The organism is Pseudomonas sp. GYB4201 (assembly GCF_056312595.1).
In genome coordinates, this window is the sequence record NZ_JBWGIG010000014.1 from 104,554 (window position 1) to 125,324 (window position 20,771).

The window sequence follows — 20,771 nt, forward strand, 5'->3', positions numbered from 1 at the left end:
CATGCGCCACTGGCTCGCCCTGCTGTTCACCCTGCCCGCCCTCGCCCACGCCAGCCAGTGGCTGGCGGTGACGCCCGTGCCCGGCCAGGGCCGGTTGCATTACTACGCCTCGCAGGCGGCCAACCGCCAGGCGCGCTCGGCGCTGATCGTGGTGCATGGCTTTCATCATGATGCCAAGGCCACCTTCGACGCCGGCACCGCGGTGAGCCCGGATGGGCTGGTGATTGCGCCGTTGTTCGCGGCACGTTCAGGCAAATGCGGCGGCGATGAGCCAGAGCCCCAGCCTGGCGACCTGGTGTGGAGCTGCGGCGGCTGGGCCCAGGGCGAACCGGCGCTGGATGCGCCGCAGGTCACGGCGTTCAAGGCCATGGACGCACTGATCGCGCAGGTGCACCAGCAGTGGCCGCAGGTACAGTCCATTACCGTGGCAGGTTTTTCCGCAGGGGCGCAGCTGGTGCAGCATTACATCGGCTTCGCCGCGCCGCAGCCGGGCCTGCGCTTCGTGGTGGCAGACCCGGGTAGCTGGCTGTACTTCAGCGCCGCACGGCCCTTCCCGACCGCGGATTGCCCTGGGTTGAACCAGTGGAAATATGGCACCGACGCCCTGCCCGCCTGGCTGCCCAGGGATGCCGCCAGCGCACAGCGGCAGTACGCTGCGGCCGAGGTGCATTACCTGGCCGGCGGCCTGGACACCGGCACCGGCAAGGGCACCGCTTATTCAGTGCTGGACCGCTCCTGCGCAGCCCAGGCCCAGGGCCCGTACCGGCTGGAGCGCGCCCAGGCCTATGCCCGCAGCCAGCAGGCGCCGTTAGTGGTGGCGCCGGGTTGCGGGCATGACGTGAGCTGTGTGTTCGAATCGCCCCAGGCACGCCGAGTGCTGGTGCCCTGAGCCGCTGGCGCTTCAGCGGATACCGGGCACCCTGACCTCATCCTGCGCACATTGCATCTTGACCCCGCGCCCGCAGGAAACAAAGCCCAGGTCCTTGGACAGGCAGACCTTCACCTCGGCCAGTTGCGCACCGCTGCAGCGCACCACTACGCCATCGGCAGGCATGCCGGGGTTGGCCTGGCGGAACAGATCGACAATCTGCCGTGGCGCGAAGGCCTGGGCGCGTTCGGACGGCTGCAATGCAGCCGGCACCTTGACCCGGCCCAGCGCCTTGTCAGCGGTATCCAGGTACGCCGAGGCGTCCAGGCCGCTGCAGGTGCCGTGACGCTCCCATTCATGCGCCAGCAGCTGGCGGCTGGGGAACAGCGCAGCGCCCTGCTGTCGCTGCGCCGCCGTCAAGGGCGTGACCGGCGCGCAACGCTGCGGCCAGCCGCCGGCCTGGTACTGCGGCCACAGGCCATGCAGGACAAAACCATAGCCCTTGCCGCTGCACTGCTCGTTGTTGCCATGGGTGAGGCAGAAAGTCGGCGACCAGGACAGGCTCAACAGGTAGTAATCGAATACCCCGGCCTCGCCCCTGGACTGGGTGTTCTGCCGGGCCTGGGCGTTGCCGAGGGTGCACAGCAGCATCAATGCCACGACTGCAATCCGGGTCATGGGTGTTTCTCCGTTAGGTGTGCTGAAGTAAGGTCCACGTTAGAACAAGCCCATCTGCCCGCCAACCAGGGTGGCGAAATCGTCGTCCACGAACGGCAGGATGCCGTCCGCCACCGGCTGCAGCTGGCGGCTGATGTAGTGGTCGTAGTCGATGGCCGCGTCGATGGCTTCCAGCGGCTGCGGCCCCGCCAGGGTGATGACATAGCTGATCCAGCCGCCACGCTGGTACTGCAGCGGCCGGCCGTGGCGGGCGTTGTACTCGTCGGCCAGGCGCGCGGCGCGCACGTGGGGCGGCACGTTGCGCTCGTAGTCGTCCAGCGGCCGGCGCAGGCGCTTGCGGTACACCAGTTGGGCGTCCAGCTCGCCGGCCAGGGTGCGCTGCACCAGGTCGCGGACGTAGGCCTGGTAGGGCCGGTGATGGAAGATGCGCTCATAGAGTTCTTGCTGGAAGGCCCGGGCCAGCGGCGACCAGTCAGTGCGCACCACCTCCAGGCCCTTGTAGATCATTTCGTCGCTGCCGTCGGCGCGCCGCACCAGGCCGGCGTAGCGTTTCTTGCTGCCCTCCTCGGCGCCGCGAATGGTGGGCATGAGGAAGCGGCTGTAATGGGTTTCGAACTGCAGTTCCAGGGCGCTTTCCAGGCCGTATTCGGCCTGCAGGTGGCTGCGCCAGTACGCGTTGACGTGGGCCACCAGCGCCCGGCCGATGTCCGCCGCCTCTTGCTGGCCGTGGGCGCGCTTGAGCCAGACGAAGGTGGAGTCGGTGTCGCCATAGATCACTTCGTAGCCCTGGGCTTCGACCAGCTGGCGGGTGCGCTGCATGATCTGGTGGCCACGCAGGGTGATCGACGACGCCAGGCGCGGGTCGAAGAAGCGGCAGCCACTGGAGCCGAGCACGCCGTAGAAGGCGTTCATGATGATCTTCAGTGCCTGGGACAACGGCTGGTTGCCCTGGGCCTTCGCCGCCTCGCGGCCCTGCCACACGGTGCGCACGATGGACGGCAGGCAGTGGCGCGTGCGTGAGAAGCGCGCGCCGAGGAAACCGGGCACCGAGTGGGCGTCGTCGGGCTGGCGCAGGCCTTCTATCAACCCGATGGGGTCGATCAGGAAGCTGCGGATGATCGACGGGTACAGGCTCTTGTAGTCCAGCACCAGCACCGATTCGTACAGGCCCGGCCGCGAGTCCATGACGAAGCCGCCGGGGCTGGCCTGGGGCGGGCGCTCGCCCAGGTTGGGGGCGACGAAGCCCTGGCGGTGCATCAACGGCAGGTACAGGTGGGTGAACGCCGCCACCGAGCCGCCGCTCTGGTCGGCGGGCAGGCCGGTGACGGTCGCGCGTTCGAGCAGGAAGTCCATGATGCGGGTCTTGTCGAAGATGCCCAGCACCAGCTCGCAGTCCTTGAGGTTGTAGCGCGCCAGGGCCGGCTTGTCCTCGGCGAACAGACGGTTGATCTCGTCCATGCGCTGGTACGGCGTGGAAATATCCTTGCCCTCGCCCAGCAGCGTCTGGGCGACGTTTTCCAGGCTGAACGAGGGGAAACTCCAGGTGGCCTGGCGCAGCGCCTCGATGCCGTCGATGATCAGCCGCCCGGCGGCGCTGGCAAAGTAGTGCCCGTTGCCGCTGCCATGTTCGCGCCACAGCAGCTCGCCGCCGTTGCGCCCCAGGCGCAGTTGCACGCCGTGGCGCCGGGCCTGTTCGTGCAGCACGCGCAGGTCGAACTGCACCACGTTCCAGCCGATGATGGCGTCGGGGTCATGCTCGGCCATCCACTGGTTCAGGCATTCCAGCAGCTCAACCCGCGACGGGCAGTACTGCAGGTCGAAGTCCAGCCCGCTCGCGTCGCCGTTGGCCGGGCCCAGCATGTACACCTGGCGCTGGCCGCAGCCCTGCAGGCCAATGCAATACAGCTCGCCGTGCTCGGTGGTCTCGATGTCCAGCGACAGCAGTTTGAGGTTGGGGCGGTAGCCCGGCGCCGGCTTGAGCTGGGCGTCCAGCAGCAGGCCGCTGCCGTCGTCGCGCCCGGCGATGGTGGCCGGGGCGTTGATGAAGCGCTCCATCAGGTAGCGCTCGGGCGGGCGGATATCGGCTTCATAAACGTCGACATCGTTGCGCCGCAGGCTTTTTTCCAGGTCCAGCAGGTGGCGGTACTGCTGGCAGTACAGGCCCTGCACCGGGCGGCGGTGAAAGTCCTGCAGCCCCAGCGGCCGCAGCTCGGCGCCAGCCTGCGCGGCCACCAGCGCCTGGGCCCGTTCGGCGTGTTCGGCCGGCACGAAGGCCACCGCGGGCTGCACGGGCAGGCGCACCTGGCGGGGCCCAGCGTCGGTGGCGAGCCAGAACTCGACCTCCGTTCCCGCCGGCGTGTCGCGCCAATGGCGGGTCAGGATAAAACCTTGCTGGACATCCACTGCACTGACCTCGTCGAACCGCTGGATAAACATCCATTATACCTGCTTGCCCGACGATTTGACGCCGCGCCCGCCTTTGCCCAAGCTACGCCCCTTTCCACTCGTATTGCGGACACCCCCTGAGTGAAGACTTCAGCGATCAAATGGCCACGCCTGCTGCTGGCCGCCACCGGTGTGCTGGCGCTGCTGGCCGGCTGCGACTTCGGCAAGCCCAAGCCACCGCCACCCACCACCTACGTCAGTGTCGACTGGAGCGCCCTGCCGGCGGTCAGCGACGCCGACCTGATGGCCGGCTATACCGCCTGGAACTCGGCCTGCCAGCGCCTGGCCAAGGACGCCACCTGGGGCGCCACCTGCGCGGCCGCCGCCCAGGTGCCGGCACAACCGGCCGCCGTGCGCGCCTTCCTGCAGAACCAGTTGCAGGTCTACAGCCTGCGCTCGGGCCAGGACCAGGACCGCGGCCTGATCACCGGCTACTACGAGCCGGTGTACCCCGGCAGCCTGGCCCGCGACGACCAGCACACCGTGCCGGTGCTGGGCGTGCCCGACGACCTCATCGTGGTAGCGCTGGACAGCGTCTACCCCGAACTCAAGGGCAAGCGCCTGCGCGGGCGCCTGGACGGCCATGTGCTGCGCCCCTATGACGACGCTTCCGCCATTAACCAGAAACCGGTCAACGCGCCCACCCTGGCCTGGCTGACCAACCCCATGGACCTGCAATTCCTGCAGATCCAGGGCTCGGGGCGCATCCAGCTGGACAGCGGCCGCCAGCTGCGCATCGGTTATGCCGACCAGAACGGCTGGCCCTACAAGCCGGTGGGCCGCTGGCTGGTGGAACAGGGGCTGCTGAAGAAGGAAGAGGTCAGCATGGGCAAGATCCGCGACTGGGCCACCGCCAACCCGGCGCGGGTGCCGGAGCTGCTGGCCAGCAACCCCAGCTACGTGTTCTTCTCCACCCGCCCGGACAGCAACGAAGGCCCGCGCGGCTCGCTGAACGTGCCGCTGACCGCCGGCTACAGCGTGGCCATCGACCGCAAGGTGATCCCACTGGGCAGCCTGCTGTGGCTGAACACCACCAGCCCCGACGGCAAGACCATCGTACGCCCGGTGGCCGCCCAGGACACCGGCGGCGCCATCGCCGGCGAAGTGCGCGCGGACCTGTTCTGGGGCACCGGCGACAAGGCCGGCGAACTGGCGGGCAACATGAAGCAGCAGGGGCAGATCTGGCTGCTGTGGCCCAAGGGCGCGCAGCCGCCGAAGGTGCAATAGCCCGCGCCCGGTACGCAGATCGACCGTAGCCGCTGCCGATAGGCTGCGCTGGCCCGCCTCCTCACTGAAGATCTGCAGTGTACTCAGGGGCCAGCGCAGCCTATAGGCAGCGGCTACGGGAACTTCCTCACACAGTTGCTGCTACGCTGTGCGTATAACCAGAACCGCAGAGGCTGTGATGAAGACCGTTGCCGAATTACTCAAGCTCAAGGCCCAGCAGAATCAGCAGGTGCACACCATCGGCCCCGACCAGATGGTGGTCGAGGCCCTGCGCCTGATGGCCGAGAAAAACGTCGGCGCCCTGCCGGTGGTCAAGGATGGCGCCGTGGTGGGCATCGTCAGTGAACGCGACTACGCCCGCAAGGTGGTGCTGGAGGGGCGTTCGTCAGTAGGCACGCCGGTGCGCGACATCATGAGCGCCAAGGTGGTGACCGTGGACACCCACCAGAACATCGACGCCTGCATGAACATGATGACCGACGGCCACCTGCGCCACCTGCCGGTGGTGGTGGATGGCCAGCTGGTGGGGCTGCTGTCCATCGGTGACCTGGTCAAGGAGGCCATTGCCGAGCAGGCCGACCTGATCCGCCAGCTGGAGCAATATATTCGCGGCGAGTAGGCGCGCCCGCGCAGCCGCGCAGGTATACTGCGCGGCTCCCGGGGACGGCCCCGGACACTACCCTGCACGCCCCGGAGTTCCCGCATGTCTGTCGACCAACAAGCCCCTGCCCAAGCCCTGCCCGAAGACACCGGCAGCGACAGCCAGGCCGCCGTGCCGGCGTTCAGCTTCCCGTTCAAGCCCGGCGCCTTCGCCGCGGCGAAAAAAGCCGCCACCTACCCGGGCGCCGGCAAGTCCAACCACGACAAGACCCCGGGCCGCGCGCCCAACGGCACTCGCCGTTCGATGGGCAAGCGCTGACCGTCAGCGGTTGACGTCCACCACCACGCGCCCGCGCACGGTGCCGGCCATCAATTGATTGGCCACTTCCACCGCTTCACTCAAGCCGACTTCACGGCTGATCAGCGGCAATAGCTCGCGATCCAGGTCGCGGGCCAGGCGGTCCCAGGCCTCGACACGGTCGGCCTTGGGCCGCTTGACGCTGTCGATGCCCAGCAACGCCACCCCCCGCAGAATGAACGGCGCCACCGAGCCTGGGAAATCCATGCCCTGGGCCAGGCCGCAGGCCGCCACCGCGCCGTGGTAGCGGGTGGTGGCGCAGACGTTGGCCAGGGTGTGGCTGCCCACCGAGTCCACCGCCCCCGCCCAACGTTCCTTCGCCAGCGGTTTGCCCGGCGCCGACAGGCTGGCGCGGTCGATCACCTCGCTGGCACCCAGGCGCTTGAGGTAGTCGTGCTCGCTGGCGCGGCCGGTTGACGCCACCACCCGGTAGCCGAGCCTGGCCAGCAGGGCGATGGCGAAGCTGCCGACCCCGCCGTTGGCGCCGGTCACCAGCACCTCACCTTTGTCTGGCGTCACGCCATGGCGCTCCAGGGCCATCACGCACAGCATCGCCGTGTAGCCGGCGGTGCCGATGGCCATGGCCTCGGCCGGCGTGAAGCCCTTGGGCAACGGAATCAGCCAGTCGCCGTCCAGCCGCGCCTGCTGCGCCAGCCCGCCCCAATGCCCCTCGCCCACGCCCCAGCCATTGAGCAGCACCGCGTCGCCGGGCTTGAAATCGGCATGCTGGCTGCTTTGCACCGTGCCCACCAGGTCGATGCCCGGCACCATGGGGAAACTGCGCACCACCGGGCCCTGGCCGGTAATGGCCAGGCCGTCCTTGTAGTTGAGGGTGCTGTAGGCCACCGCGACGGTGACGTTGCCCGCAGGCAGCTGCGCCTCATCCAGCGCTTGCACGGCGGCGCGCTGGCCCTGCTCATCCTTCTCGATCACGATAGCGTTGAACATGGAGCTCTCCCTTATATAGACCGATTGTCTTTTAATGGCGCTGAAAAAGCCGGCAGTGCCGGCTTGATCAACCTCAGATCTGGAAAAACGCCGAGCGCAGGAAGCCGCTGACGAACACGCGCATGGGCTGCGCACTGCGTACCAGCCGGGCGCGCAACACCGCGCCTTCCCAACCGGTCCAGAAAAATGCCGCCAGCTCGTCGCAGTCGGCTTCCTTGGGCAGGTCGCCGGCGGCCTGGGCGGCCTTGAGGCAGGTGCTCAAACGCTGCTGCCAGTCCCGGAACACCGCGTCGATGGCCTCGCGGTAGCCTTCGGGCAGCACCGAGATTTCCTGGCCCAGGTTGCCTACCAGGCAACCACGGCGGTATTCGTGCTTGGCCATGCCCTTCTGCGCGTCCTCGGCAAACGCCAGCACGCGCTCCAGCGGCGCTACCGACTCGTCCAGCAGCCAGCGGTCGAGCTTGGCGGCGAAGTACTGCGCGTAGTTGTCGAGCAAGGCCCGGCCGAAGGCGTCCTTGCTGGCGAAGTAGTGATAGAACGAGCCCTTGGGCACCCCGACACGCTTGAGGATCATGTCGATGCCGGTGGCGCTGAAGCCTTGCTCGGTGAGGATTTCAGTACCGCAACGGACCAGCAGCTCGCGGGTGTCGTAATGCTCGCGAGGCACCTTGGGGGGGCGGCCGGGTCTGCGGGGGACGGGTGCTTGGGTTGGCGTAGTCATGAACACCGATATTAGACTGGCCGTCTCGATTGTCAACCATTGTCGAACGCGCCCCCGTAGCAGCTGCCGAAGGCTGCGTCCCGCCATCACTGGGGGGGTAGGCACTTATGGCGCTTCGCTATATATTCGCGAACATAACGAAAAATTCAAAAAAGGAGTTTCAGCATGTCCGTCAGCACCCCTCGCCTCGCCCTTCTCGGCCTGTTCGCCGCCCTGGCCTTCAACGCCCACGCCGATGAAGTGCAGGTGGCCGTGGCCGCCAACTTCACCGCACCCATCCAGGCCATCGCCAAGGGCTTTGAGGCCGACACCGGCCACAAGCTGGTCGCGGCCTACGGCGCCACCGGCCAGTTCTACACCCAGATCAAGAACGGCGCGCCGTTCGAGGTGTTCCTGGCCGCCGACGACACCACCCCGGCCAAGCTTGAAAGCGAAGGCGACACCGTCAAGGGCTCGCGCTTCACCTACGCCGTGGGCACCCTGGCGCTGTGGTCGGCCAAGGACGGCTACGTCGACGGCAAGGGCGAGGTGCTCAAGGCCAACCAGTACCAGCACCTGTCCATCGCCAACCCGAAAGCCGCGCCCTACGGCCTGGCCGCCACCCAGGTGCTGGACAAGCTGAAACTCACCGAGGCCACCAAGGCCAAGATCGTCGAAGGCCAGAACATCACCCAGGCCTACCAGTTCGTCTCCACCGGCAACGCCGAGCTGGGCTTCGTGGCGCTGTCGCAGATCTACAAGGACGGCAAGGTCACCAGCGGCTCGGCGTGGATCGTGCCGGCCAACCTGCATGACCCGATCAAGCAGGACGCGGTCATCCTCAACAAGGGCAAGGACAGCGCCGCCGCCAAGGCCCTGGTGCAGTACCTGAAAGGCCCGAAAGCCGCCGCCATCATCAAGTCCTACGGCTATGAGCTCTGATGCCACTGGATGCAAGTGACCTGTCGGCCATCTGGCTGACGGTCAAGCTGGCGTCGCTGACGACCCTGTTGCTGCTGGTGATCGGCACCCCGATCGCCTGGTGGCTGGCCCGCACCCGCTCGCGCCTGCGCGGGCCGGTGGGGGCCGTGGTAGCGCTGCCGCTGGTGCTGCCGCCCACGGTCATCGGTTTCTACCTGCTGCTGGCCATGGGGCCCAACGGTTTCATCGGCCATGCCACCCAGGCCCTGGGCCTGGGCACCCTGACCTTCAGCTTCGCCGGCCTGGTGATCGGCTCGGCCATCTATTCCCTGCCGTTCGTGGTGCAGCCGTTGCAAAACGCCTTCACCGCCATCGGCGACCGCCCCCTGGAAGTGGCCGCGACCCTGCGCGCCAGCCCCTGGGACTGCTTCTTCAGCGTGGTGGTGCCCCTGGCCCGCCCCGGCTTCGTCACCGCCAGCATCCTGGGTTTCGCCCACACCGTCGGTGAGTTCGGCGTGGTGCTGATGATCGGCGGCAACATCCCCGACAAGACCCGCGTGGTCTCGGTGCAGATCTACGACCACGTGGAAGCCATGGAGTACGCCCAGGCCCACTGGCTGGCCGGTGCCATGTTGGTCTTTTCGTTCCTGGTGCTGCTGGCCTTGTACGCCCGCGGCCACGCCAAAGCCCGCTGGAGTTGACCCGTGGCCGCCCCCCTGACCGCGCGCATTCGCCAGCGCTTCCCCGCCTTCACCCTGGACGTCGACCTGCAACTGCCCGGCCGCGGTGTCACCGCGCTGTTCGGCCAGTCCGGCTCGGGCAAGACCACCTGCCTGCGCTGCCTGGCCGGCCTTGAGCGCGCCGCCGACGCCTACATCGAAATCAACGGCCAGGTCTGGCAGGACAGCCAGCGCGGCCTGTTCCTGCCGCCGCACCAGCGCCCGTTGGGCTACGTGTTCCAGGAAGCCAGCCTATTCGCCCACCTCAACGTGCGGCGCAACCTGGAGTTTGGCTGGAAACGCATCGCCAACAGCCAGCGCAAGGTCGAGCTGGAGCAGGCCTGCGAGCTGCTGGGCATCGGCCACCTGCTGACGCGCATGCCTACCCACCTGTCCGGCGGCGAACGCCAGCGCGTGGGCATTGCCCGCGCGCTGCTGGCCAGCCCCGGCCTGCTGCTGATGGACGAGCCGCTGGCGGCGCTGGACAGCCAGCGCAAGGCCGAGATCCTGCCGTACCTGGAGCGCCTGCACGACGAACTGGACATCCCGGTGGTGTACGTCAGCCACGCCCAGGACGAAGTGGCGCGCCTGGCCGACCATCTGGTGCTGCTGGAGGCCGGCCAGGTACTGGCCAGCGGCCCCATCGCCCAGACCCTGGCACGCCTGGATTTGCCGCTGGCCCTGGGCGACGACGCCGGCGTCATCATCCACGGCCAGGTCCAGGCCCATGACCCCGCCTACCAGCTGCTCAGCCTGGCCCTGCCCAACACCGACCTGCACATTCGCGTGGCCCATGGCCCGCTGGCCCTGGGCAGCCCGCTGCGGGTCAAGGTGCAGGCCCGCGACGTCAGCCTGAGCCTGGACGGCCAGGGCCAGAGCAGCATCCTCAACCGCCTGCCAGTGACTGTCACCGGCCAGCGCGTAGCGGACAACAGCGCCCACGTGCTGGTGAGCCTGGACGCGGCAGGCACGCCGTTGCTCGCGCGGGTCACACGCTATTCCTGGGACCAGCTGGGGCTGGGCGTGGGCAGCGCAGTGTGGGCGCAGATCAAGGCGGTGGCAGTGTTGGCGTGAGTGGCGCAATCCCCGTAGCAGCGGCCGCAGGCCGCGTCCAATGGCGCCGCGTATCTCCCAAGATGTGCCGCGCCGTGGCCGGACGCAGCCTTCGGCAGCTGCTACAGGGGCGATCGCGTCGTCTGCATCGCGGCCAAGGCCGGCTCCTACCCCGCCCAGCCAACGCGGTTTCTGTAGCAGCGGCCGCAGGCCGCGTCCAATGGCGCCGCGTATCCCCCAAGGTGTACCGCGCCGTGGCCGGACGCAGCCTTCGGCAGCTGCTACAGGGGCGATCGCGTCGTCTGCATCGCGGCCAAGGCCGGCTCCTACCCCGCCCAGCCAACGCGGTTTCTGTAGCAGCGGCCGCAGGCCGCGTCCAATGGCGCCGCGTATCCCCCAAGGTGTACCGCGCCGTGGCCGGACGCAGCCTTCGGCAGCTGCTACAGGGGCGATCGCGTCGTCTGCATCGCGGCCAAGGCCGGCTCCTACCCCGCCCAGCCAACGCGGTTTCTGTAGCAGCGGCCGCAGGCCGCGTCCGAACGCACCGCGTAGGCCCAGCAATACTGCGTTGGGGCCGGACGCAGCCTTCGGCAGCTGCTACGTCTGCAACGCGGTTTGGTTACGTGAGGCCATCCACCCCCCTCAGATGACGAACCAGCACCCTGCCCTCCGGCCCCAGATGGAGGCCGAAGCGGGTCTGGGTGCCGCCCTTGAGTTGCACGCTCAGCCCGTACTCGAGATGACCAGGAAGGCGTTGGGGCAACAACTGGATTTCGATGGCCGCCAGGCGTGGCTCGTACTTGAGCAGGGTTGCGGCCATGTTGCCGATTAGCCCGTGGGCGGTGGCAGGCAGGCCTTGAAGAACAAGGCCCATGTCCGGCAGGCCATAATCGGGCAAGTGGCTGAGCGCCCCGGCACGGCTATTGAGGATGCGCTGCAGGTTGTCGAGCACTGACAGCGTCGCCTGGTCTTGCTCGGCGACAGCGTGCAAGTCCAATTCACCGTCGAAGTTCTGCAGCAATCGTTCATAAAGCGAAGCGCCCGAATCGCCCATGGGCTACTCCTTGTCCAGTGGGCGCAATCTCAAGCGGTTATCCCCCAGCTCGACCACGCGAGCCTGGTCGGGCAGCAGCTGGTCACGCCGCAGCGTGAGGCGCCAGGTGTGAAGGCGGTCGTCTGGCTCACGGAACAGCGCCACCAGCGCGACAAACTGCGTCTCTTTGGCCAAGGGCACATTCAGCTGCGCACCGCTGCCGGGCTTGAGCACCAGCGCGTGCTCATCCAGCAGATCGTCACGCAGCAGCGACTCACTGTCGGCCGCGATCGCGTCGTAGCTGGCCTTTTCCAGCGCCATGCGATCGCGCAATTGATACACGCGCACCTGGGTCGGCACCGACAGCGCGCGCATGTCGCGCCCCTCGGGGTTCATCGCCGTGCGGGCGTCGAGGTCCAGGCGCAGGGTCTTCACTTGTTTGTGGAAGATCGCCCGGGCGGTGGACGCCGTACCGTCGCTGACCGCCTGGGTCAGGCCACAGCCACCCAGCAGCGTGACGCAGCTGGCCAACAACAAACGGTTAAAAAGTGTACGCGACATGTTCGGTTGTCCTGTGGTGCGGGTTGGGGAGCAGGCCGTGGTAGCGGCCCAGGTTGATGGTCACGGGGGCTGGGTTGGTGCTGCCTAGTACGCAGGTCATGCCGAGCAACACGCCAGCACCGCCCAACAAGGGCGGAGGCAACAACGGCGGCGTGAGGGTCAGGCACAACCGGGCGGTACAGCGCCAGCCCAAGTACACCCGCAGCAGCACCAGCACGTCGGAATGCAGCGGTGCGCCTGGCAGCCAGCCGCGCGCCTCCTCCGGGTCTGGCGTGCACAGGGTCAGCAACAGCTGGCTATTGCCATCGAGGCCGATGCCGCCCAGTGGCGTACCTTCGGCCAGGCTCACCGGCTGGCTGCGAGCCAGCCTCCCAGGCCTTGCCAGCGCCACTTTCAAGGGCCAATGCGGCGTGACGAACACCTGCGTCTGCGGCGCCAGCAACGTCACCAGTGCGCGAATGCCTTCGGCGTTGCGGGTGGGCAGGCGCATCACCCCCAGCAGCGCCAGGAAGCGCGACACCGGCGTGGCGATGTGCCGGGCAGTGCCGGAATGCCAAGCCCGACCAGGCCCAGCAGGCATTGCGAGGTAGCATCGCTGCCGCCCGGCTCGAACGTGGCCGGGTACGAATACTTGCGCCAGATGCGGTAGAACTGGGTGAAGATCCGGTGGTTGAAGATATCCAGGAAGCCTTCCAGCGCCTCATGCCCTTCGCGCCGCTGGGCGATGTCATCCAGGTAGGCCGTGGGCAGTGGCGAGTCCACGCCATACAGCCCCAGCAGTCGTGTGCGCACGGTCGCCGGGTGTTGGCCGCCGGCCTCGATGGCCTTCAGTTCGCCGGCCGGGAAACCCATGCCGGGGTCAGGGCGAAAACGCACCGGGTCATCGCCAGGCCGCGCCGTGCTGCCCAGCGGCGGCCGCCCAGGCGCCGCGTGCTCCAGCCACTGGCAGAAGCGGTAGACGCTGGCTTCCGATACTCGCTCGCGCAGGACGTCAACCAGCGCCTCGACGCTCAACCGGGGATCCGCTGGCTGTGGTTTTCGCTCCATCGCAGGCACTCCCCGGTAGGTTGCAGGACCAGCGTCAGCTGGATGAACAGATGGATATCGGCGTACAGCGCAAAGAAACGGTTGAGCATTTCGCCGAACAGGCTGATATCGCCTTCGCCGCAAAAACCGTTGCTGTCCAGGGTCACTTCGATGTCCACGCCGCGGCGCAGGAAGCCCTTTTCAAACCGTTGGATCAACCGGTGCCTTACCTCGACGATGGCTTCCAGGCGCCGCCGATTCAGTTCGCTGCCGGTCCATTCGTACAACGCCAGGGTGCCGCGCAGCACCTCGGCGCTGTCCAGCATCGGCAGGAAGTTGGAACCCAGGTGGCTGAGCACCCGCCAATGAAAGCGGTCGCGGTTGGGCGGGTAACACGGCAAGGTCGGCGCGCACAGGTTGCGCACCTTGAACCCGGGGTGGGGAGCGTGCACGGCGGTATCGAGCAAGGTGCTCTGCAGGGCCTTGCGCGGCAGTTGGCCGTGGGTGCCGGTCAGGCGCAGGGACAGGCTTTCATTGTGGCTCAAGCGCGCCTGCTCGAAGTCTTCGCCGCCCAGCACCAGCCAGGTGTCGTGAAGGCCGTTGGCACCGCGTTTCAAACGGGTGTGGAAGTAGCGCTCCGGCGCCTGCTCGCGCAGCATGCCGCCCTTGTGGCGAAAGCTGCTGAAGGGCACGAACGCCTGGCGCTCGCCGTCCACCGTACTGCTCACCTCGTCCACCGAATAGATCTCGGTATGGCCGTCCTGCAGGCGCTTGGCACGCAGCAGGTAATCGGTCTGCAAGGGGTCCACCAGCAATGGGTCCGACTCCAGTTCGAACAGGTTGATCACGGGCACCGCGTGCAACCGCAGGTGCTCGCGGCTCAACGCCAGGTGCTGCGGCCAGGCCTGCTTGAGCTCCACCTCCAGCTCGAACCACGGCGCCTCCGGGGGCAAACGCACGTGCTGCAAGCCGCGCAGGGTGACGAACATGAACTTCTCGCGGAAGGTGAAATACTCCAGCAGCAGTTGGTAGCCACTGAAGGCGCTGTCCCCTTTGGGCCACAGGCGGTCGTCCTCGGCGAAGCCCTTGGCGGCGAACGTCATCGCCACCGCCTGCCGCGTCGGCAGGCCAGGCAAGCGCAGGTAGACGTCCCGGGCATTGAGGGTCAGGGCGTGGTGCAGGGCGGTGGCCAGTGCGGCATCGGCGTTCAGGTACAACGGCAGTTCCGCCAGGTTCATGGCTGCCCAGGCGGCCATGGCGCCGCGGGCAAACCGCAGGCACACCATCGAACGACCATCAGCGACCTGGGCCACCCGCAACGCTTCCAGCGTCAAGGGCCGCAAGGTCAGCGCCTGGGTGGTGGTGTAGCGGCAACGCGTGCGCTGTGGTCCCACGGGCTGCGACAGTACTTCGAAGCCCGAGGCGAGTGGCTCGCTGCGGCTCAGCTGCCCCAGGTCGGGCGCCAATTCCACGATCGAGAGCGAAGGAATGGTCCGCAGGTAATGGGGCCAGAGCAGGCTTACCAGCCCCTCGGTCAGTTCCGGCAGGTCATCGTCGAGCTTCTCGCGCAAGCGTCCCATCAGGAACGCAAAGCCTTCGAACAAGCGCTCCACGTACGGGTCCTGCGCGCCTGGCTTGTCCAGGTTGAGGTGGGCGGCGCGGTCCGGGAACGCGTCGGCAAACTCCTTGCCCGCCTCGCGCAGGTAGCGCATCTCGGCGTCAAAGTAATGCAGGGTCAGGTTATCCAGGCTCATGGCACGTCTCGTGTGTAAAGGGTCAACCGCACAGCACCGCGGCGCGGACGGGGTCGATGGCCACCAGCGAGGCCAGCAAGGCCTCCATGCGTCGTGCCAGGGCAGGCTTGTCGACGTCACTGCGCTGGGCTTTCATGCGCAGCAGCTTGAGCAACCGCGCCTTGGTCTCAAATACCAGCTGCGGCTCCCATTGAACCAAGAGCTGGCGCTGCGCCACCTGCTCCAGTTCGCCCAACAGGTGCACGGCCAGTTCGTGCTTGCCGTACTGCTCGGCTACCCGCGCCATCAGCAGGCGCAGCAACCAGCGCTCGCGCCCGCCGTGCGCCTCTGGCCGGGCGGCCAGCCACGCCAGGGCCAGCTCTACCCCCTGGCTTTCGGCCTGGGCCAAGGCCTCGTCCTGCAGGGCCAGGATGTCGTCCTGTACCGCCACGGGCGCCGCCGCCAGCCACTGGGCCGGACGGTTGCCACTAACCTGCTGGCTGATCCACTCGCGGGTGGTCTCATCGGCAAACGCGCTGCCGTCGCTCCACCGCAGTTGCTCCAGGCCCGGCAGGCGCTCGAGCAGCATGCCCAGGTCACGCTGGACGATCTGCGCCCAGGCGTCCCGGGGCGCCGGCTGCCTGGCCAGCGCCTGGCACAGGTACCATTGCAGGTCCAGCCAGAAGTGGTTGACGGCTTCGGCGTACACCCGCTCCACCAGCTCCAGCAGTTCGTCCCAGCGCTGCTGCACATACAGGCGCTTGAGTTGCACGCGATAATCGCCACGCGGAGCGGCGAGGCGCGTATTGCCATGGGTGTCTTCGGGGGGAGCCTGGTGCACGGTGTCCCAGCGCACGCTTTTCATCAGGCGGTGCGCCGCCAGCCAGCCCTGGGGTTGGTCACGCAGGTAGGTGGCCAAAGCGCGGGCGCTGTCCAGCAGGTCGCGGCCGGACTTTATCGCCACGGGCGCTGCCAACCCTCCTGCCCCGCCGGCCCCGGCGCTGTGCTGCGGCACCACGGCATCGACACCCCCGGAGCGCGCCAGGCGCGCCGACAGCGCGTCGTACAGCACGCCCAACTGCGGGCGCTCATCTTCTGGCCAAGCCAGCAGGCCATGTTCAAGCCACACCAACGCGGCCACCGTGCGCTCGGCCTCGGCCCTGACTACCTCGGGGTACAAGGACAGGCTGCCCAGCAGCTTGTCCGCCGCCAGCCACTCCAGGGCCAGCTTGCGGCTGGTGGGCCGCGCTGGCAGCAGCGCCGTGCCGAAGCGCTCCACCATGGCCGCCAGCAAGGCCAGGCCATCGGCCAGCCCCGCTTCACCGTCGCGTTGCAGGCGCGCCCACAGGTAATAAGTGGCCACCCGCAGGTCCTTGCACCTATGGGTCAAGAGCTTTTCCCCCAGGCAGATCACCTGCTCGGTATCGGCCCCGGACAGTTTGTTGACCTCCTCACGCAGGCACTGGAAATCATCGTCGTAACTGGGGTCGTCGCCAGTCGGCAACTGCTGGCTGACAGGCTGTAGCCAGGCGTCCCAACGACCGGCCTGTTCGCGCCCCAGGGCCAGCGCATCGCGGTCCCCCAGGCAAGTGGTACGCAATCCTTGCAGACTCATTCAACACCTCCAGTGGATGCCTGGCCGTTGTCCGCCAGGAAAATTCGCGACGGCAAACTGAAGCCGCGCAGCGTGAGCAGCGCCAGCGGCCCTGCGCCCAGTTCCGTGCGCAGGTGCCAGGTCAGCGGGATGCCGTCCGGAGCCTTCAGCACCAGGCGAAAGCGTGTGTCGCTGTCGTCCAGCGCCGTCACCTGGGCCTGCTCCAGCAGGCGGATCAGGCCCCAGGCGCCGTCGTAGGCACCGAACAGCCGTTCGCCGGTGGCAACGCTGGTCCAGCTCAGGCTGGCGCCGGGGTAGTCGCTGCCGCCGGGCCAGAGGAAGCGCTTCCAGCTTGGCTTCTGGTTGAAGTAATGCAGGCGTTCGCCGTTGAGGATGAAGGTGGTCTGCACCAGCTCGGGCAGCGCCTTGGCCTGCAGCGCGAAGCCCAGGCCCATGCCGCCGTCGGTGTAGAGCACGTCCGCCAGGTGGCCCAGGCGGTTGACCGCCGCCAGGAACGCCGGATTCACCCGCAGGCCCTGGCTGTGCCGCGGGTCGACGACCCAGCGGTTGCCCTCCTTGCGCAGCACGCCGCCCAGCTCCTGCTGCAGGAACTGGTCGATGCGCCCGGTGCCGGCGCGGATCATCTGCCCCAGCATCGGCAAGGAGGCGTCGCTGCCGGTGGCGGCGAACGGGTAGCGGCCGCTGAAGGCGCCATCCCAGTGCTCGACGATCGCCCGCTGCCACTGCGCATTGAGCGCTGCGGCGGAAGGTTGCAGCACCTGCTGCCAGGCCTGGGCCAGGGGTTTGACGAACAGGTTCTGGCCAAAGCCGCTCCATTGCCCGCCCAGGCTGGCGGCGATCAGGCTGCCGTACTCGCGGCTGTCGCCAAGGTCCAGGGTGCGGCCCTGGAACACCGACTGGGCCAGGGCCTGGGTCATCGCCTGGGGGTCGCTGGCGTCGTCGACCTGCTGGAGTTGCAGGCGCACGCGGGTGACGCGGGTGAGGTAGCTGTGCAGGCTCAGCGGGCTGTTGTCCTTGGCCAGCAGTTGCAGCAGCGGGGCGAAGGTGGCGTCCAGCGGGCCCGGCGGCATGGGCGTATCGATGGTTTGCTGCGCCGTGTTGATCAGCGCTTTGCCGCCGGTTCCGGCCTGGTAGGCCACGGTGGTGATCAGGGCCAGCAGCGGCGATTGCTGCGGGTCGCTGATCAGGGCGAGCTGGTCGACCGCCTCGCCCAGGTCCTTGGCCTGGCGCCAGCGCACGCTGTTGAGGAAGCTCAGCCAGGCGCTGCCGAAGTCCTTGAAGTAGCGGGCGGTGAGTCTGGCCTTGAGGGCTTCAGGGGACAGCTCGCTATCGACGTTCGAGTCCTGGTCACTGAGCACCCAATCGATTTTCGCCCTACGCGCCTCGGCAATGTCGTCGATGGCAGCCCGTATCTGCCCGTCCCACGCCTGGCGGGTAAAGATGCCCGGCACGCTGCGGGGCGCGCCAAACAGCGCCGACGCCTGGGTGTCGCCAAGCATCTGCGCCAGCGCCATCGGCGGGAAATGGTTGCCCGCGCGGTCCAGCACCTGCTGGTACAGGCTGGCCTCGGCGTTGCGCTGGCCCAGCTCGCCGAGCAGGATCTGCCGCACCTGGGCGATCAGGCGCGGGTTGGCGTCGATGCGCCATTCGGGATGGCTGGGGAGTTGCTGGAGGTAGAACGACCATTGGCCGGGCAGATCAGGCACGCGCTCAAGCAGCAGTTTTTCCAGGAACGCCGGATCGGCTTTTTCCGGGTGCGCGAGCATCAGGTAGGCCTTGAGCGGCTCGTAGGCGCCACCGGCCATCTCCGTGCGCGCCTGGCTGCCGGCGGGCTGCGCCACCAGGGTCCACAGCGTCTGCTCCAGGCTGGCCACGGCCTTGTCGCGCAGCAGCGCATGGGTAGCCTGCACGTAGCGCGGCCAGAGCATGTCGAGCAACGCCTGGCTGTGGCTCAGGCCAAAGCCCAGGTACCAGGGCTCGCCGTGGACGCGGCGGTATTCCAGGCGGTCTACCTCGCGGGTGAGGTCGCTGAGGCTTGTGAGATTGGTGATCGGCTGTTCTGCGACCTGCGCCAGATGCAGGGCCTGGTGGCGGTTTGTAATGAAGGACAGCAGCGTACCGGCGGCCATCACACCAATGGCGGCCAAGGTCGCCACGTACAGCACGCGCCGCACATGCCAGCCGCGCCGCCGCGGGCGAGTCTTGCGGTCCGCCAACAGCGCCGCCCAGGCGCCGTCGAGCTGCAGCAGGTGCTCGGTGCCCGGCACCGGCCCGTCGGTGCGGGCCAGGCTGAAGTGCAGGCCGCGCAGCGGCGTGCTGCGGGCAAACTCGGGCAGCAGCGGCGCCAGCGCCTGGGGCCAGTGGGCGGCGCCGTGGGTGTGCAGGTGGTGGCCGAGGTAAAAGAGGAAACAGTGAGTGCGGTGCACCTGGATATGGGCCATGCCTTGCTGGTTCAGGGGTTCGATCAGCTGTTGCAGGGCGGCGCCCAGGTCATCGTCCGGGGCCAGCAGGCAGCCTACCGGCTGGGCGGGTTCGAAAGGTTCGATCCAGGCCTGGGGGCAGACTTCCCAGAGGTACAGGGGCAACTGCCAGCCTAGGGCCTGGGACAAGTCGCGGAGGTAGCGGCTGCCGGCGCTCATGGCTTTGGGGTCTTGGCTTTGGGGGGTGGTGAGGGTCCAGAGGATGGCGTCGAGGGGGCGGGCGTGCAGCGCTTTTAGCAGCTTGATCTGCTCGTCGGGCTGGGTGCCGTTCAGACTGCCACCGCAGATCAGCACCGTGCCGTGGCCTTCCAGCCAGTGCTGGGTGGTGAGGCCGGGGGCGATGCTTTCGATCTGCTCGGCTTCGCCGACGACCAGGATCAGGCGGGCCTTGTGGCGCCAGAGGAGGCCGTAGTAGGTGCGTAGGTAGTCGACCAGTTCCGGGCGGCGCCGGGGTGCTGGAACCACGGGTTTGGCAGGCAACACAGGCGCAAAGACGCCCTGCACAAACTCGCGCACACCACACCGCAACACCAGCAAGACGCTGACCGCCAGGCTGAACAACACTAGCCAGCAGGCCAGCAGCTGGGCTGAAAGATCCTGCAGCGCTGGGCGACTGAGCGTGTCGGGAGCCCCCCACAGCCGCCATGCTACAGCTCCAACGGCAACCATTACGGTCACCAGCAGCGCGAGCAGCAATAGCGAGTGCCAGAGGTAATGCTTAGGCTCATCAATGCGTTGAATCATCGGTTTTTACCACTCCAAGCGCCAGGGTGTAGTGAGGGTCGTTGGCCAGCCAGGCGCACGGTGCCCCGTGCTGGGCCGCCTGTGACGCTGCCAGGGTCTGCGCAACCATGGCCGCGAGTTGCGGCAGTTCACCGAAATGGGTGTCCAGCAGCTCCGGCCGCTGATTCCAGTGCACGGCCTTGCGCAGCGCGGCCTGCACATGGGAGGACGCCACGCACACCGTCGGGGGCTCCGCCAGTTGCGCCTGCTGCAAGGCCCTGTCTGCGACGGCAGGCAGGGGCATGTGCTGCGATGCAAACCATTCACCTCGCAAAAACCGTACTCGGCCCTGAGGCGCGAACACCCACAACACGGCCGCCTCGCCAGCCGGCAGCACGTTGCCCTGCACCGGGGCCATCGACTCGCAGCCGGCGCAAAGAATGCGCACGTGCGCCGGTGCATGCTGCACCTGGTCGATAATCCCGTTCAGGGTGCGGATGCCGCACCAGGCTTCGGGCTGCTCCGGCAGCCTGACCTTCGGAAAGCTGGTCGCCATCTGGCGTTTAAACGCTCCCCAGGCTTCAACGCTGCCCTGCCAATAGCAGCCCAACAGCTCCAACTCCACCAGATCGGGCGCCTGCTCGCGCCACTGCAGCACCAGCAGGCTGGCCAACGCCTGCTCGCGTTCGTCGCTGCCCTGCCCCATCACTGGCAACACCCGCAGTGCCGGACCGGCGCCGCCGTCCTCGGCTGACGGAGAGCTGGCCGTGGGGTCGAATAACCGGTGCAGGTGCGCAGGCGCGCTGCACCCCGGCCCCAACAGCACCGCCGCCACCAACGCAGCGTGTTGCCGATGCCCCCGCCACCATTCTCGGGTCATTTGCTCGATTTCATGGTCATAACAGTCGGCGATATGCCGATTGAGCCGGAAGCGCATCACCCGCAGCAGCAGGGCCAGCGTCCACAGCAACGCAGCCAGGGCGCCCCCGAGTATCATTTGCCAGGCTTCCAACACCGGGTGCAGCAGCGCACCGAGACTCATCGCCATCACCATCAGCACCGCCCCCGCCGTCAACCAGGGGC

The 20,771-nt window shown here is 67.7% G+C and carries 17 protein-coding genes and 1 pseudogene; 7 read left to right on the forward strand and 11 right to left on the reverse strand.

All coding sequences use genetic code 11. From position 1 onward, the window contains the following. Position 1: 1 nt before the first annotated feature. Complete coding sequence (locus AC0Z2B_RS15575) at positions 2-889, forward strand: hypothetical protein (protein ID WP_476297792.1); 888 nt, start codon at positions 2-4, stop codon at positions 887-889. Between the two features lie 12 nt (positions 890-901). Here the strand turns inward: AC0Z2B_RS15575 and AC0Z2B_RS15580 are convergent, their stop codons facing one another. Both AC0Z2B_RS15580 and AC0Z2B_RS15585 read right to left on the reverse strand, forming a co-directional pair. Next, positions 902-1,546 carry a ribonuclease T2 family protein gene (locus tag AC0Z2B_RS15580; RefSeq protein WP_476297794.1) on the reverse strand — a complete coding sequence of 215 codons (645 nt, stop codon included), beginning with the start codon at positions 1,544-1,546 and terminating at the stop codon, positions 902-904. A gap of 39 nt (positions 1,547-1,585) precedes the next feature. Continuing rightward, on the reverse strand, positions 1,586-3,949 hold the full coding sequence (locus AC0Z2B_RS15585) for a DNA polymerase II (RefSeq protein ID WP_476297853.1): 2,364 nt from the start codon (positions 3,947-3,949) through the stop codon (positions 1,586-1,588). Between the two features lie 123 nt (positions 3,950-4,072). Between AC0Z2B_RS15585 and mltA the strand changes: the two genes are divergently transcribed. From mltA to AC0Z2B_RS15600, 3 genes are all read left to right on the forward strand, one after another. Further along, positions 4,073-5,218 (forward strand): murein transglycosylase A, encoded by a 1,146-nt coding sequence (mltA, locus tag AC0Z2B_RS15590; RefSeq protein WP_476297796.1) that lies wholly within the window; start codon positions 4,073-4,075, stop codon positions 5,216-5,218. Positions 5,219-5,396: 178 nt separating this feature from the next. Further along, positions 5,397-5,837, forward strand: coding sequence for a CBS domain-containing protein (locus tag AC0Z2B_RS15595; protein ID WP_476297798.1), 441 nt, complete (start codon positions 5,397-5,399; stop codon positions 5,835-5,837). Between the two features lie 84 nt (positions 5,838-5,921). Beyond that, positions 5,922-6,137 (forward strand): hypothetical protein, encoded by a 216-nt coding sequence (locus tag AC0Z2B_RS15600; RefSeq protein WP_416424637.1) that lies wholly within the window; start codon positions 5,922-5,924, stop codon positions 6,135-6,137. A 3-nt stretch (positions 6,138-6,140) separates the two neighbouring features. On the opposite strand, the gene acuI is transcribed toward AC0Z2B_RS15600, so the two are convergent. Together acuI and acuR are read right to left on the reverse strand one after the other, a co-directional pair. Then, entirely contained in the window at positions 6,141-7,124 is a 984-nt protein-coding gene (gene acuI / locus AC0Z2B_RS15605) for an acrylyl-CoA reductase (NADPH) (protein WP_476297800.1), read from the reverse strand. Between the two features lie 73 nt (positions 7,125-7,197). Further along, positions 7,198-7,845, reverse strand: a complete 648-nt coding sequence (acuR, locus tag AC0Z2B_RS15610; protein ID WP_416424639.1) for an acrylate utilization transcriptional regulator AcuR — start codon at positions 7,843-7,845, stop codon at positions 7,198-7,200. A 165-nt stretch (positions 7,846-8,010) separates the two neighbouring features. On the opposite strand from acuR, the gene modA reads away from it, so the two are divergent. The 3 genes from modA to modC are packed head-to-tail and all read left to right on the forward strand — an operon-like array spanning position 8,011 to position 10,538. Next, complete coding sequence (gene modA, locus AC0Z2B_RS15615) at positions 8,011-8,766, forward strand: molybdate ABC transporter substrate-binding protein (protein ID WP_476297802.1); 756 nt, start codon at positions 8,011-8,013, stop codon at positions 8,764-8,766. Beyond that, entirely contained in the window at positions 8,766-9,446 is a 681-nt protein-coding gene (gene modB / locus AC0Z2B_RS15620; protein WP_416424641.1) for a molybdate ABC transporter permease subunit, read from the forward strand. The genes modA and modB overlap by 1 nt, the downstream gene beginning before the upstream one ends. Positions 9,447-9,449: 3 nt before the next feature. Beyond that, positions 9,450-10,538: a molybdenum ABC transporter ATP-binding protein gene (gene modC, locus AC0Z2B_RS15625; RefSeq protein ID WP_476297804.1), complete on the forward strand. Its 1,089-nt coding sequence runs from the start codon at positions 9,450-9,452 to the stop codon at positions 10,536-10,538. Positions 10,539-11,136: 598 nt separating this feature from the next. Here modC and tssE read toward each other — a convergent pair. The 7 genes and pseudogenes from tssE to AC0Z2B_RS15660 all read right to left on the reverse strand — a co-directional run bounded on the left by tssE (position 11,137) and on the right by AC0Z2B_RS15660 (position 20,748). Next, positions 11,137-11,571 carry a type VI secretion system baseplate subunit TssE gene (gene tssE, locus AC0Z2B_RS15630; RefSeq protein WP_476297806.1) on the reverse strand — a complete coding sequence of 145 codons (435 nt, stop codon included), beginning with the start codon at positions 11,569-11,571 and terminating at the stop codon, positions 11,137-11,139. Positions 11,572-11,574: 3 nt separating this feature from the next. Further along, positions 11,575-12,111: a type VI secretion system lipoprotein TssJ gene (gene tssJ, locus AC0Z2B_RS15635; RefSeq protein ID WP_476297808.1), complete on the reverse strand. Its 537-nt coding sequence runs from the start codon at positions 12,109-12,111 to the stop codon at positions 11,575-11,577. Continuing rightward, positions 12,092-13,158 (reverse strand): annotated as a pseudogene (gene tssG, locus AC0Z2B_RS15640) (type VI secretion system baseplate subunit TssG). The gene tssJ and the pseudogene tssG overlap by 20 nt, the downstream one beginning before the upstream one ends. Beyond that, a complete protein-coding gene (tssF, locus tag AC0Z2B_RS15645; protein WP_476297810.1) occupies positions 13,122-14,891 on the reverse strand; it encodes a type VI secretion system baseplate subunit TssF in 1,770 nt (589 codons plus the stop codon). The pseudogene tssG and the gene tssF overlap by 37 nt, the downstream one beginning before the upstream one ends. A 22-nt stretch (positions 14,892-14,913) precedes the next feature. Next, complete coding sequence (gene tssA / locus AC0Z2B_RS15650) at positions 14,914-16,485, reverse strand: type VI secretion system protein TssA (protein WP_476297812.1); 1,572 nt, start codon at positions 16,483-16,485, stop codon at positions 14,914-14,916. Continuing rightward, positions 16,482-19,709, reverse strand: coding sequence for an ImcF-related family protein (locus tag AC0Z2B_RS15655; RefSeq protein WP_476297814.1), 3,228 nt, complete (start codon positions 19,707-19,709; stop codon positions 16,482-16,484). Before AC0Z2B_RS15655 ends, tssA begins: the two co-directional genes overlap by 4 nt. After that, complete coding sequence (locus tag AC0Z2B_RS15660; protein WP_476297816.1) at positions 19,693-20,748, reverse strand: hypothetical protein; 1,056 nt, start codon at positions 20,746-20,748, stop codon at positions 19,693-19,695. Before AC0Z2B_RS15660 ends, AC0Z2B_RS15655 begins: the two co-directional genes overlap by 17 nt. Between the last annotated feature and the right edge of the window lie 23 nt (positions 20,749-20,771).

What these genes read in the sequence shown, in the direction of transcription:
- AC0Z2B_RS15575 (WP_476297792.1), top strand. Translation starts at nt 2, where the DNA reads ATGCGCCACTGGCTCGCCCTGCTGTTCACCCTGCCCGCCCTCGCCCAC.
- AC0Z2B_RS15580 (WP_476297794.1), bottom strand. Translation starts at nt 1,546, where the DNA reads ATGACCCGGATTGCAGTCGTGGCATTGATGCTGCTGTGCACCCTCGGC.
- AC0Z2B_RS15595 (WP_476297798.1), top strand. Translation starts at nt 5,397, where the DNA reads ATGAAGACCGTTGCCGAATTACTCAAGCTCAAGGCCCAGCAGAATCAG.
- AC0Z2B_RS15600 (WP_416424637.1), top strand. Translation starts at nt 5,922, where the DNA reads ATGTCTGTCGACCAACAAGCCCCTGCCCAAGCCCTGCCCGAAGACACC.
- acuI (WP_476297800.1), bottom strand. Translation starts at nt 7,124, where the DNA reads ATGTTCAACGCTATCGTGATCGAGAAGGATGAGCAGGGCCAGCGCGCC.
- acuR (WP_416424639.1), bottom strand. Translation starts at nt 7,845, where the DNA reads ATGACTACGCCAACCCAAGCACCCGTCCCCCGCAGACCCGGCCGCCCC.
- modA (WP_476297802.1), top strand. Translation starts at nt 8,011, where the DNA reads ATGTCCGTCAGCACCCCTCGCCTCGCCCTTCTCGGCCTGTTCGCCGCC.
- modB (WP_416424641.1), top strand. Translation starts at nt 8,766, where the DNA reads ATGCCACTGGATGCAAGTGACCTGTCGGCCATCTGGCTGACGGTCAAG.
- tssE (WP_476297806.1), bottom strand. Translation starts at nt 11,571, where the DNA reads ATGGGCGATTCGGGCGCTTCGCTTTATGAACGATTGCTGCAGAACTTC.
- tssJ (WP_476297808.1), bottom strand. Translation starts at nt 12,111, where the DNA reads ATGTCGCGTACACTTTTTAACCGTTTGTTGTTGGCCAGCTGCGTCACG.
- tssF (WP_476297810.1), bottom strand. Translation starts at nt 14,891, where the DNA reads ATGAGCCTGGATAACCTGACCCTGCATTACTTTGACGCCGAGATGCGC.
- tssA (WP_476297812.1), bottom strand. Translation starts at nt 16,485, where the DNA reads ATGAGTCTGCAAGGATTGCGTACCACTTGCCTGGGGGACCGCGATGCG.
- AC0Z2B_RS15655 (WP_476297814.1), bottom strand. Translation starts at nt 19,709, where the DNA reads ATGATTCAACGCATTGATGAGCCTAAGCATTACCTCTGGCACTCGCTA.